At 65.0% G+C, this 12,442-nt stretch carries 13 protein-coding genes; 5 read left to right on the forward strand and 8 right to left on the reverse strand.

All coding sequences use genetic code 11. The annotated features are described in order from the left end of the window. From B5J99_RS14700 to dusB, 4 genes are all read right to left on the reverse strand, one after another. Positions 1-2,334 carry a sensor histidine kinase gene (locus tag B5J99_RS14700; protein ID WP_117352806.1) on the reverse strand — a complete coding sequence of 778 codons (2,334 nt, stop codon included), beginning with the start codon at positions 2,332-2,334 and terminating at the stop codon, positions 1-3. Between the two features lie 113 nt (positions 2,335-2,447). After that, entirely contained in the window at positions 2,448-3,851 is a 1,404-nt protein-coding gene (locus B5J99_RS14705) for a sigma-54-dependent transcriptional regulator (RefSeq protein ID WP_117352807.1), read from the reverse strand. Positions 3,852-3,856: 5 nt separating this feature from the next. Beyond that, the gene (locus B5J99_RS14710) at positions 3,857-4,939 is read right to left on the reverse strand and encodes a two-component system sensor histidine kinase NtrB (RefSeq protein WP_054134906.1); all 1,083 of its coding nucleotides are present in this window, start codon (positions 4,937-4,939) and stop codon (positions 3,857-3,859) included. Next, positions 4,939-5,937: a tRNA dihydrouridine synthase DusB gene (gene dusB / locus B5J99_RS14715; protein ID WP_425456493.1), complete on the reverse strand. Its 999-nt coding sequence runs from the start codon at positions 5,935-5,937 to the stop codon at positions 4,939-4,941. The genes B5J99_RS14710 and dusB overlap by 1 nt, the downstream gene beginning before the upstream one ends. 94 nt (positions 5,938-6,031) lie before the next feature. Between dusB and B5J99_RS14720 the strand changes: the two genes are divergently transcribed. The 3 genes from B5J99_RS14720 to B5J99_RS14730 are packed head-to-tail and all read left to right on the forward strand — an operon-like array spanning position 6,032 to position 8,296. Beyond that, positions 6,032-7,234 (forward strand): bifunctional 2-C-methyl-D-erythritol 4-phosphate cytidylyltransferase/2-C-methyl-D-erythritol 2,4-cyclodiphosphate synthase, encoded by a 1,203-nt coding sequence (locus B5J99_RS14720; RefSeq protein ID WP_117352809.1) that lies wholly within the window; start codon positions 6,032-6,034, stop codon positions 7,232-7,234. Between the two features lie 13 nt (positions 7,235-7,247). Continuing rightward, on the forward strand, positions 7,248-7,796 hold the full coding sequence (locus tag B5J99_RS14725; protein WP_162892623.1) for a hypothetical protein: 549 nt from the start codon (positions 7,248-7,250) through the stop codon (positions 7,794-7,796). Then, positions 7,793-8,296, forward strand: a complete 504-nt coding sequence (locus tag B5J99_RS14730) for a CinA family protein (protein WP_245991645.1) — start codon at positions 7,793-7,795, stop codon at positions 8,294-8,296. Before B5J99_RS14725 ends, B5J99_RS14730 begins: the two co-directional genes overlap by 4 nt. On the opposite strand, the gene B5J99_RS14735 is transcribed toward B5J99_RS14730, so the two are convergent. After that, on the reverse strand, positions 8,254-8,718 hold the full coding sequence (locus B5J99_RS14735) for a type II toxin-antitoxin system RatA family toxin (protein WP_054134902.1): 465 nt from the start codon (positions 8,716-8,718) through the stop codon (positions 8,254-8,256). The genes B5J99_RS14730 and B5J99_RS14735 overlap by 43 nt on opposite strands. Before the next feature lie 10 nt (positions 8,719-8,728). Beyond that, the gene (gene lipA, locus B5J99_RS14740) at positions 8,729-9,670 is read right to left on the reverse strand and encodes a lipoyl synthase (protein ID WP_054134901.1); all 942 of its coding nucleotides are present in this window, start codon (positions 9,668-9,670) and stop codon (positions 8,729-8,731) included. Positions 9,671-9,780: 110 nt separating this feature from the next. Between lipA and B5J99_RS14745 the strand changes: the two genes are divergently transcribed. Both B5J99_RS14745 and B5J99_RS14750 read left to right on the forward strand, forming a co-directional pair. After that, positions 9,781-10,407 (forward strand): pyridoxamine 5'-phosphate oxidase family protein, encoded by a 627-nt coding sequence (locus B5J99_RS14745; protein ID WP_117352811.1) that lies wholly within the window; start codon positions 9,781-9,783, stop codon positions 10,405-10,407. 37 nt (positions 10,408-10,444) lie between these two features. Beyond that, positions 10,445-11,203 (forward strand): NYN domain-containing protein, encoded by a 759-nt coding sequence (locus B5J99_RS14750; protein WP_054134899.1) that lies wholly within the window; start codon positions 10,445-10,447, stop codon positions 11,201-11,203. Positions 11,204-11,209: 6 nt separating this feature from the next. Here the strand turns inward: B5J99_RS14750 and B5J99_RS14755 are convergent, their stop codons facing one another. Together B5J99_RS14755 and B5J99_RS14760 are read right to left on the reverse strand one after the other, a co-directional pair. Next, on the reverse strand, positions 11,210-12,028 hold the full coding sequence (locus tag B5J99_RS14755; RefSeq protein WP_117352812.1) for an SDR family oxidoreductase: 819 nt from the start codon (positions 12,026-12,028) through the stop codon (positions 11,210-11,212). After that, the gene (locus B5J99_RS14760; protein WP_117352813.1) at positions 12,025-12,354 is read right to left on the reverse strand and encodes a nuclear transport factor 2 family protein; all 330 of its coding nucleotides are present in this window, start codon (positions 12,352-12,354) and stop codon (positions 12,025-12,027) included. The genes B5J99_RS14755 and B5J99_RS14760 overlap by 4 nt, the downstream gene beginning before the upstream one ends. Positions 12,355-12,442 lie beyond the last annotated feature (88 nt).

The raw sequence follows: 12,442 nt of genomic DNA on the forward strand, positions 1-12,442 counted from the left end.
TCAGTTGCTTTCCTCATCCTGTGCCGTGCGGCTCAGTTCGTTGTGGCGGCGGTCCGCGGTCGCGCCGGTGCGCGATGCCCGGTCTGCGCTGCTGTGCCGGATGACAGGCGCGGCGTTGGCTGCATCCTGTCCGGCGCTGGCGAGCAGCAGATCGGTATCGAGCCGGATGATGACGCGCGTCCCGCCGACGTCGTTCGATTCAAAGGCGAGGTCGCCGAAATGCTCCTCGACGATCTTCTTGACGATCGCGAGGCCAAGCCCGGTCCCCTTCTCGCGCGTGGTCATATAGGGCTCGACGATGCGGTCGCGGTCTGCGGGAAGGCCGATGCCGTTGTCGTCCAGCGTCAGCACCAGATACTGTGCATGGCGCGAGACGGTGGCGGTGACGCTGCCCTGATAGACCTCGTCCGCCTGTGCCTTGGCCTCAATGGCTTCCACGGCATTCTTGAGAATGTTTGTCACAGCTTGGCCGATCTGGCGTCGGTCGCAATGCAGGTCGCTGCCCTCGTGCACGCCTTCGGCCGCAAAGCGAATGGCGGGATGCGCGACTTCCTGCAGGAAGATTGCCTGCCGCACGAGGTCGAAGAAATTCTCCTCGCGGAACACCGGCTTGGGCATCCGCGCAAAGGACGAGAATTCGTCGACCATGTTGCGCAGATCGCCCACCTGTCGCACGATCGTGTCGGTGAGCTGGCCGAAGGTCGGGTCGTCCTCGCTGACCTTCTTGCCATAGCGCCGCTTGAGCCGCTCGGCGGCAAGCTGAATCGGGGTCAGCGGGTTCTTGATCTCGTGCGCGATCCGCCGGGCGACGTCCGACCACGCTGCCTGTCGCTGGTCGACCAGCTGCTGGGTGATATCCTCAAAGGTGATCACCAGGCCATAAGGCTCGCGCACGGTGCGCACCGCCAATGTCAGCAGATCGGTTCCGCGCGAATACTGGATCACCGCCTTCTCGGTGCCGTCGCCCACCAGCCGCGCAAAGGGCGGCGCGATGCTCGACAGCGTGCAGCCCAGGCACTGCTCGGCGTCGATCAGCAACAGCCGCTGCGCGGTGCTGTTCATCAGCCGCACCATGCCCATGGGATCGACCGAAATCACGCCGGCGCTGACGGACTCGAGCACCGCCTCGGTAAAGGCGCGGCGGTCGTCGAGCTGGCTGTTGGCGCGGATCAGCGCGGATGTCTGCTCGGAGAGGCGACTCGCCATGCGGTTGAATGCCCGGCCCAGCACGCCGACCTCGTCCGTGCGGTTGGCGGTGTCCACCCTCGTTGCGAAATTGCCGGTGCTGATGTCGCGCGCGGCGCTGGCCATGTCGGTCAGCGGCCGCACCATTCGGTCGGCGAACTTGAGCGCAGCCCACAAGGCGACCGCGACCAGCAGCAGAGAAACCACGAACAGCGCGATATTGAACTGGACCTGCAGGTTCTGCGATCGGGAGAACAGGGCCTTGTAGTCGGACAGGACCGTCTGCGCCCGCTCCCACTGGCTCAGCGCCAGCTGGTTGGAGGCGCGCGCGACATACAGGTACACCCTCGCCTTCTTGTCGAGTGGCGTAACCACTTCGATGCGGTCGGCTTCGGCGGATACCACCGCGGTTTCGCCCGCCTCCAGCTGCCGCACGATATCCGGTGTGACCCGGTCCGACGAGGTGCGGTTGTCGGGGTCGACGATCGCGGCGGTGCGGATCACCCCGTCATCGCCGATCTCGACAATGGCGGATTCGTTCATCTTGCGGCCGACAACCTGGAAGATATAGGCCTCGGCGAACTCGGGGCTGTCGATCCGGGTCTGCTGCAGATATTCGCGCAGATCGCTCGCCATCGCGACAGTCTCGGCAGAGACGTCGCGGCGTCCCTCCTCATAATAGCCGCGCGCCAGATCGTTGGCGTTTTCCAGCATCCCGCGCGCGCGGTCTGAGAACCAGAACTCGACGCCATATTGGAACAATAGCGAGGTGATCACCACGACCAGCAGCATCGGGATCGAGGAGATCAGCGAGAACAACGCGACGAACCGCACGTGCAGGCGGCCTGTCCCCTGCTCGCCGCTGACACCCGCGCGGCTGATCGCAACGCGCCTGCCGATAAGTGCGAGCAGCGCCATGGCGGGCACCAGATTGCCGACCAGCAGGGTGGCGGTCACCGGAGCAGGCACCATCGCCTGGCGGCCCTGGTAGCTACCGACCAACCAGATCGAGAAGCCGATCATCGTGATCAACAGCAGCACGCAGCCGACCTCAAGCACCGGAAACAGGCTGCCCTTGCGCATCATGACGGCAAAGCGGCGCGCAAACCGGCTTTTCCTGGGCTGGGGCAGTGCGGAAGACGCAAGCATAGTGGTGAGTTTACAACAGGTGCGTTGCCAGAATACAAGGCATTTTACTTAAGTGTTGCAGAATATCACCGCATAACGCACCCGCTTCGACGCAGGGTCCGCTGCCGGGGCTATCAGAGGTTTGTCAGGCGGTGTTCGACCAGCTTCTTCCGCAGCGTGTTGCGGTTGATCCCCAGCATCGCGGCCGCCTTGACCTGGTTGCCGTCGCACTGGCGCATGATCGACTGCAGCAGCGGGATTTCGAACGCCGCGAGCGCGCGATCATACACCGCGCCATGTTCGGGCCGTTCGGTGAGCAGGAAGCGGCTGACAGCCTGATCGAAGTCGCTCTCTTCGCGCCGGGGTTCGCCGCCGAGCGCCGGTTCGTCGAAAATGCTCCCCAATGCCTCGGCGGTGATCAGGTCGTCGCGGCTCATGATGACGGCGCGGAACACCAGATTACGAAGCTCGCGGACGTTGCCGCGCCAGTTGCGGCGCTGCATCGCGGCGATTGCGCTATCGTCGAAGATCCGCCGAGGCAGGCCCTCCTGCACCGCAAGCGCCAGGAAATGCTCCACCAGCGCGGGGATGTCGCTCAGCCGCTCACGCAGCGGCGGAAGCTCGATCGGCACCACGTTGATGCGGTAATACAGATCCTCACGGAACAGCCCGGCCTCGATCAGCGGCCCGAACGGCTTATTGGTCGCCGCCAGAAACCGCACGTCGAGCTCGATCTCGCGATGGCCGCCGACGCGGGTGATCCGCCCGGTCTGCAGCGTGCGCAGCAGCCGCGTTTGCGCCTGCATCGGCATGTCGCCGATTTCGTCGAGAAACAGCGTGCCGCCATGGGCCTGCTCGAACTTGCCGATCGACTGCGTGACGGCCCCGGTGAACGCGCCCTTTTCATGGCCGAACAGCTCTGACTCGATCAGTTCGGCAGGAATCGCGGCCATGTTGACCGCGACGAACGGGCCCTGCTTGCGGTGGCCCAGCTGATGGATCGCCTCTGCCACCAGTTCCTTGCCGGTGCCGGATTCGCCCAGGATGAGCACCGACAGGTCATTGCGCAGCACCCGGGTGATCATGCGGTAGACCGTCTGCATCGGCGCGCTGCGCCCGACGAGCGGCAGCCCGCTATCGGCAGGGTCTGCGTCCATGATGCCGCCGGAATCGCCGCTGCGCGCGATCGCCTGAAGTACGGCGCGGATCAGTTCATCCAGATCGAAGGGCTTGGGGAAATATTCGTAAGCACCCGCCTCGCTTGCGCGTACCGCGGTATCGAGCGTGTTCTGCGCCGAAAGCACGATCACCGGCGTATCTGGATGGCGTTCGAGCACCACGCCCAGCGTCGCGATGCCATCGCCGTCCTCTAGCATCACATCGGTGAGGATCGCGGCATAGCGCTTGTCGGCGATGAGCGTGTTGCGCCGTGCGATCGAGGTGCAATGATCGACGGCGCAGCCTTCGGCCTCCAGCGCGGCGGTGATCACCTGGCTGATCGAGCGATCGTCCTCCACCAGCAAAACCGATTTGGCCATAATGATCAGTTCCCCAGGGTGGCAAGCGGCAGGAACAGCCGGAAATTGGTGAGCCCCTGCTGCGCGTCACGTTCGTGCACGATGCGCCCGTTCATGTCGCGCACCAGCTTCTGAACCAAAGCGAGGCCCAGCCCCTGCCCGGTCTTCTTGCTGGTGACGAAGGGCGAGAAGATGTCCTCGGCGATGTCCGCATCGATCCCCGGGCCGTTGTCGCTGACCCGCACCTCGACCGGAAGCCGGATATAGCGATCGTCGCCGCGCGAGAGCCGCAGCCGCACGCCGCTGACGAACTTGGTGGTCAGGGTGATGCAGGCATCGTCCTGCCCCTCCATCGCCTCGCGGGCGTTGGTGATGAGGTTGAGCAGCACCTGCACCAGATTGTCGGCATCGGCCAGCACCGGCGGTATCGAGGGGTCGAACTGCTCGACGAAGCGTACGGTGTCGGGGTGCGCGGTCTCCACGATCTCGCGTACCCGGCTCAGCGGCTCATAGATGTTGCAGGGCCGCACCGGCGCGGCAGTGCGCCGGGTAAGCGATTGCATCTGGTCGATCAGCAGGGCGATGCGGTCCACCTCTGCGGTGATCAGTCCCGAAAGCCGTCTACCCGGACCATCGAGCTGTCGTTCGATCAGCTGCGCTGCACCCTTGATCGCGGCGAGCGGGTTCTTGATCTCATGCGCCAGAATATCGGGTCCGCGCACCGCAAAGCCCTCGGCGGCGGGCTCGCTGTCGAACAGCGGTGATCCCGCGCCGGATTCGTTGAGCACCAGCAGCTGCCACCCTTCGGCCACCGGGCTGAGCGAGATATCGACCTCGCGCACGCTGTTGCGGCCGATCTGCACCCGCATGCCGTGCGCGGCCAGATTGGTGTCGGGCTGGTCGAGCGCGAGCCCGATCCGCGCATCGTCGAAGCGCAGGAACTCCGACAGATGCCGACCGATCAGCCGGCGTGCGCTTTGCTCGAGCAGGTTTTCCGCCGCCGCATTGGCTGCTGCGATCGTGCGGTCGGCGTGCAGCATGACCACAGCCATCGGCAGGCTCTGCAGCTGGGCCGCCGCATCCGGCGCGATGGCAGCGCTGGCCACCATCAGGCGGCGGCTTGACGCAGCCAGGGCCGGTAGAACTCACCCAGCATCGCTGTCACGACATCGGGATTGTCGATCTGGTTCATCTTGTTGCGCAGCTCGGCAGATCCCGGCAACCCCTTGGTGTACCAGCCCAGATGCTTGCGGGCCATCTTGACGCCGGTGTCGCTGCCATAGTGCTCAAGCATCGCGTGATAATGCTCGATGATCACGCGGTACTGCTCGTCCAGATCCGGGTCGGGCAGCGTCTCGCCGGTGCGCAGCGCATGCATCACCTGCCCCAGCAGCCATGGCTTGCCATAGGCGCCGCGTCCGATCATGACGCCATCGGCGCCGCTCTGCTCCAGCGCGGTGCGCGCATCCTCGATGCTGCAGATGTCGCCGTTGACGATCACCGGAAGCTTCACCGCTGCCTTGACCTTCGCAACGAATGCCCAGTCGGCCGAGCCCTTGTACATCTGGTTGCGGGTGCGGCCGTGGACGGTGATCATCTTCGCGCCCAGATCCTCGGCAATCCGCGCAAGCTCCGGCGCGTTGAGGCTGTCATGGCACCAGCCCATGCGCATCTTGACCGTCACCGGCACCTTGACCGCCTTTACCGTCGCCTCGATCAGAGCGGCGGCCAGCGGCAGGTCGCGCATCAGCGCCGAGCCCGCATCGCCGTTGACCACCTTCTTCACCGGGCAGCCCATGTTGATGTCGATGATCGCAGCGCCGCGGTCCTCGTTGAGCTTGGCGGCTTCGGCCATCTGCTTCGGACCGCATCCGGCGAGCTGCATCGACACCGGTTCCTCGACCGCGTGCCAGGCGGCTTTCTGCAGCGACTGGCGCGTCTCACGGATCATCGCCTCGCTGGCGATCATCTCGGTGACGTTGAGCCCCGAGCCATAGCGCCGCACCAAGGTGCGGAACGGCATGTCGGTGACGCCGGTCATCGGCGCAAGCAGCACCGGCTCGTCGATCTGCAAGGGGCCGATCTGGATCGGCTTAAGGGCGGGGATATGGGTCATGATGGTGCGTGCCTAATATTTAGGCAGCCCCATAATCGCAAAGCGGCTGGCGGGCAAGCAGCACTTGGTTTATGCCCCGCGCCCGATGTCCGATGCAAAACCGAGCCTTTCGAGCGACACCTCCCGCACCGCCGCGCTGATCGTGGCTGCGGGCAAGGGCCTGCGCGCTGGCGGCGATGTGCCCAAGCAGTTTGCCGAGTATCGTGGCAAGCCCCTGCTCCGCCACAGCGTTGAGGCTTTTGCCAGCTGGGACGCTGCGCCGCGCATCGTTGTCGTGATCGGTGAAGGCCAAACTGCGTCGGCCAAGGCCGCGCTGGCCGGGCTGGACGGCATCGTGCTGGTCACCGGAGGCGCCGAACGCAGCGACTCGGTGCGGCTGGGCCTGCTGGCGCTTGCTGCGCAGGGTGGGACGGACCGGGTGTTCATCCACGACGCCGCCCGCCCTTCCCTCTCGCATGATGTTCTGGACCGGTTGAATGCCGCGCTGGACGCCAATCCCGGCGCGGTGCCGGTGCTGCCCGTGGTCGACAGCATCGCGCGCGGCGCCGATGGCGTCATCGAGCAGGCGGTCGATCGCGCGCATCTGTGGCGGATCCAGACCCCCCAGGCATTCCACTTTGACGCGATCCTGGCCGCGCACCTCGCCTGGTCGTCCGATCGCGCCGCCACCGACGACAGCCAGATCGCCCGCGCTCACGACCTTGCCGTCGCGCTGGTCGAAGGCGACGAGGCGTTGACCAAGATCACCTTTTCCGAGGACTTTGCCGTGTCACACCAGCCTGCTCCAGCGCCTGCCGCGATGATGGTCCGCACCGGCATCGGCTATGACGTGCATCGGCTGGCGAGCGGCGAGGAACTGTGGCTGGGCGGCGTAAAAATCGAGCATGATCGGGGACTTGCCGGCCACAGCGATGCCGATGTCGCGCTGCATGCAATCACCGATGCGCTGCTCGGTGCCATGGCGCTGGGCGATATCGGCGAGCATTTTCCGCCCAGCGACCCGCAATGGCGCGGTGCGGATTCGGCGCAGTTCCTGGCGCATGCGGCATCGCGGGTCCGCGCCAAGGGCGGGCAGATCGCCAATATCGACCTCACCATAATCTGCGAGGAACCGAAAATCGGCCCGCACAAAGCTTCCATTCAGCAACGCATCGCCACCATTCTTGCGCTCCGACCGGATCAGGTGGGAGTCAAGGCGACAACGACCGAACGCCTGGGCTTCACCGGTCGCGGCGAAGGCATCGCCGCGCAGGCAGCGGCCAGCGTGATGGTTGCCGGACAACCCTGACAGGACAACAGACATGACACGAACGACACTGATGACCCGATCCGTAGCGGTGCTGGCCATGGCCGGGGCGCTGGCCGCCCAGACCGCTGCTGCGCAAACTGCCGCGTGCCTCTCAAACAGCCAGGCACAGTCGCTCGCGGTGGCGGCTTTGCCCGATGCGCTGTCGAGCGCGCGCCGGGCCTGCCTGCCGCATCTGCCAGCAGCGTCTGCCCTCACCCGCTCGTCCACCAAGATCAGCCAGGTCTATCAGCCTGCCGCTGACAGGGCATGGCCGGTGGCCGGACGCGCCTTCCTGGCAGCGGTGGAACTGCCCTTGCCGCCGGGGAGCGATCCGCAGATCTTCCGTCCGCTGCTCACCGCGGCGATCACCGCGCTGGTCGAGCAGGAGATCAAGCCAGAAAATTGCAACGCGGTGGAGGAATTCTACAGCGCGCTCGAGCCGCTGCCGCCCGAGAACATGGGCAAGTTGCTGATCGCGCTGATGAAGCTGGACGAGACCTCGAAAAAGCCTGGCGAGCCCAGCAAGAACCCCTTCACCCTGTGCAAGGATTCCGCGAAGTGAAAGGCCTGCTGCCATCGCTGCTGATGGATCTTGCCGAGCGGGTGGTGACCGAAAATATCGCCGCCGGCCGCCGGATCGTACTGGCGGAAAGCTGCACCGGCGGACTGGTGTGCGCGGCGATCACTGAAATTCCCGGCAGCTCGGATGTGCTCGATCGCGGCTTCGTGACCTATTCCAACGATGCCAAGATCGAATCGCTCGGGGTCAGTGCCGAGCTGATCGACACCTTCGGCGCGGTCTCGCCCGCCGTCGCCTGGGCGATGGCGCGCGGCGCGCTGAAGCATTCGGATGCGGATGTTGCGGTGGCGATCACCGGCGTGGCCGGGCCCGGTGGCGGCACCGAGAGCAAACCTGTGGGCACCGTGGTGTTCGCCTGCGCGCTGCGCGGCCAGAGCGAGAACGACATCACCGCCGAGCAGAAGAATTTCGATCCCACGCTCAGCCGCGCGGAGATCCGTCAGGAAGCGACGATGGCTGCGCTCGAACTGCTGTTGCCGTAAAGCTCTTCGGCGCGGGTTTCGAACGCGCTGACCATCTTGCGGAAGGCGCGGTCGAAATACTGGCCGGCCAGCGTTTCGAACAGCCGGTTCTTGAAGGTGAACGACACGTAGAAGTCGACGGTGCACCCGCCCTTGCCGTCGCTGGCGAACTGCCAGATGTTTTCGAGGTTCTTGAGCGGGCCGTCGAGATATTCGACCTCGATCCGCTCACCGGGCACCTTGCGCACCAGCGAGGTGAACTTCTCGCGCAATTGCTTGAAGCCGACCACCATGTCGGCCACCATCTCGGTGTCGCTGTCCGATTTGACCCGGGTTGCGATCACCCAGGGCAGAAACTCGGCATAGCGCGCCACGTCGGCGACCAGATGATACATCTGCTCGTGACTCCAGGGCAGATGCCGGGTCTCGCGGTGCGATGGCATCCGGGGCCTCTTACCGTGCCGCCTGCCGTGCCAGCTTTGCCTCGCGCGCGGCGCGCATCTGGGCAAAGTCCTCGCCGGCATGATAGCTCGACCGGGTCAGCGGGCTGGATGCGACCTGCAAAAAGCCCTTGGCACGCGCGATTGCCGCATAGGCATCGAATGCCTTGGGGGTCACGAAATCGATGACCTTGGTGTGGCGCGGCGTGGGCTGCAGATACTGGCCCATGGTCAGGAAATCGACATCGGCAGAGCGCATGTCGTCCATCACCTGGTGCACCTCGAGCCGTTCTTCGCCCAGGCCGAGCATGATGCCCGACTTGGTGAAGATCGACGGATCGAGCCTTTTGACCATCTCGAGCAGCCGGAGCGAGGCGTAATAGCGCGCGCCGGGACGGATGGTGGGATAGAGCCGGGGCACGGTTTCCAGATTGTGGTTGTACACATCGGGCCGGGCGGTGACGATCGCCTCGACCGCGGCTTCGTGCTTGTTACGGAAATCGGGGGTCAGGATCTCGATCGTCGTCTTTGGCGTGGTCCGCCGCAGCGCCTCGATCACCTTGACGAACTGGCTCGCGCCGCCATCGGCAAGGTCGTCGCGATCGACCGAGGTGATGACGATATGCTCGAGCCCCATTTGCGCTGCCGCATCTGCGACGTGCTGGGGTTCCTTGGTGTCGACCATGCGCGGCATGCCGGTCTTGACGTTGCAGAAAGCGCAGGCGCGGGTGCACACATCGCCCAGGATCATCACCGTGGCGTGTTTCTTGGTCCAGCACTCGCCGATGTTGGGGCACGCCGCCTCTTCACACACGGTGTTGAGGTTGAGGTCGCGCATCAGCTTGCGGGTTTCGTTGAAACCCTTGCTGGTGGGTGCGCGAACGCGGATCCAGTCCGGCTTGCGGACGCGGGCGGGACGGCCTTCGGGGCTCTCGATGGGCGTGACTTCGTTCATGACTGGCGCTTTAGCGCAGGCCCCCGCGCACTTCCACTGGTAAAAGCGCCCGCCTGCCCACACTTATGCCCGAGGCTGCGCGATGACGGCCAGTCCAAAGCGGGGAATCCATGACATCTCAAAGCCTTCTCGACCTGCCCGATGATCTCGACGCCGTGCTGGCCGATGTCTGGCAGCGGCTGGGCCGCGCCGCCAAGGACCGCCGCGCCCCGATGCATACCCCTGTCGTCGCGACGATCACCGGGGACGGCGTTCCGAGCCAGCGGGTGATGGTGCTGCGCGCCTTCGACCGGGCGTCGGCGACGTTGCGCTTTCATACCGATTCCCGCGCGGCCAAGGTCGATCAGATCGGCGATGGCAGCCCGGTCTCGATCCTGGGCTATGATCCCGCAGCCAAGCGCCAGTTCCGCCTGTCGGGCGTGGCGCGGATAGAAACCGATACTGCCGCAGCCGATCAGGCCTGGGGTGAAGCGACGCTGTTTGCCAGGCGCTGCTATCTCGCCGATCCGGCTCCGGGCACGGTATCCGACGTGCCGGTCTCAGGGCTGCCCGCAGAGATCGAGGGCCGCAAGCCAGAGGATGACGACGAGGTCGCCCCCGGGCGCGCCAATTTCGCGCTGCTGATGGCACAGATCGACACGATCGAATTCCTCCATCTCGCGCACACCGGACACCGCCGCGCGCTGTTTCACCGCGCGCCTGACGGCCAATGGCGGGGCGAATGGCTGGTGCCATGACGATTGCTTTTGACCCGCCGAAGCGCCATTTTCGGGAATGACCAAGGAAACGCCCCCTAACATCGCCCTGCTGATCGACGCGGACAATGCCAGCCCTTCCGGGATCGATCCGGTGCTGACCGTGCTGGCGGAACTGGGCACGGTGAACATTCGCCGCGCCTACGCCAACTGGCGCAAGCCCGCGCTCAAGGGCTGGGCGGATATCGTCCACAAGTTCGGCATCGAGCCCCAGCAGCAGTTCGACCTGACCAAGGGCAAGAACGCCACCGACATGAAGATGACGATCGATGCGATGGACCTGCTGTTCCGGGGCCGGGTCAACGGTTTCGGTATCATGAGTTCGGACAGCGATTTCATGCCGCTCGCCCAGCGCATCCGCCAGGACGGCCTGCCCGTATATGGCTTTGGCGGCGACAAGACGCCCGAAGCGTTCAAGCAGGCCTGCACCCGGTTTATCGATGTGAACGCGCTGATCAAGGTGCAGGGTGCTGAGAAGAAAGCCGACAACGCCGCTGCCGCCAGGAGCAGCGCCAAGCCGGACCCCAAGCCCGCTGCAGGCGGCGCAAGCATCGACGAGGACGTGATCCAGCTGCTGATCGATGCCTATCAGGCCAGCAAGCGCGACGAGCGCGGCTTTGCGTCGCTCAGCGAAGTCGGCAAGATCGCGGGCAACCGGTCCAGCTTCGACGTCCGCAACCATGGTTTCCCACGTCTGCTCGACATGTTCGAAGCTTCGCCGCAGTTCACCACCGAGCGCCGCGAGAACGGCGGGCTGTTCGTCAAGCGCTTGCGCTGATCTTGCTCAGACGGTCGGTATGGTGCCGCCGTCGATGACATGTTCGGTTCCGGTGATGCTGCCCGCGCGGTCCGATACCAGAAAAGCGATCAGGCTTGCCACTTCCGCTGGGGTCGACGGCCGTCCGATGGGAATGCCGCCCAGCGAATCCATGATCATCCTGCGGCCTTGCTCGATGTCGCCTGCGGCCTGCTTCGCGAGCCGCGTTGCAAGGTCGATCGACGCTTCGGTCTCGATCCAGCCCGGCGACACCCTCACCACTCGCACCCCATGCGGCGACACCTGTCTGGAGAGGCTCTTGCTGTAGGTCGAGAGCGCCGCCTTGGCTGCGGCATAGGCCGTGGTCGCCTCGGGCAAGGGCAACCGGCTCTGGATCGAGGTCACATGGACCACGACGCCCTGCCCGCGGCTGACCATCCCCGGGACCAGAGCGCGATCAAGCCGCACCGCTGGCATCAGGTTGAGATCGATCTCGCTTGCCCAGATAGCATCGCTCAGCGCTTCGAACCCACCGGCCGGCGCGGACGAGCCACCCAGCATGTGAACGATGATGTCGGCACCGCCCATGCGTTCGTGGACTTCCGCCGCGAGCGCGGCGCAGCCGTCCGCGTGTGTGAGGTCGCTGGCAAAGAACGGAACATCGTTCCAATAGTCTGGCCGGGTGCGGGCGGTGGTCAGCACCTCGGCGCCAAGCTCGCAGAACAGCGCGACCGTTGCGGCGCCCGCGCCGCGTGTGCCCGAGGTGATCAAGGCCCGCTTGCCGGTGAGGTCGATGAACCGCCCCCCGCCCGCGTCTGGACCGATACCCTGCGATCCCGCGTTCATGGCGTGATCTCCAGCGCGGTGATCTGCTCTCCGCTGATGGCGAACAGGTAGCGCAGATCGACCGGACTGCCGGGGAAGTTTCCGGCAAGATGGCTGGTGACCACGATGCGATCACCTTCCCGGGTCACCGAAAAAGGCTCGACGGTGTAGCTGAAGGCGCTTGCGGTATCCTGCTTCCAGTTTCGGATGGCATCACGGCCGACATGGGTTCTTCCCTCATCGCGGACGGTGGCATTCGGTGCAAAGCATTGGACGACAGCTTCGGCGTCCCGCTCGCGGTCGGCGGCAAAATATCTGGAAATGCTCTCGGGCAGGTCGATTGCCATATGGGGTCTCCATCTCGTGCAGCCATGTTCAGGCGGCTTCTAGCCGCTGGGTTGTGTCTGCAATTTAGCGATGGACCTTTGATCTGAT

The sequence above is a fragment of the Blastomonas fulva genome (genome assembly GCF_003431825.1).
In the GTDB taxonomy this organism is placed as follows: Bacteria; Pseudomonadota; Alphaproteobacteria; order Sphingomonadales; family Sphingomonadaceae; genus Blastomonas; species Blastomonas fulva.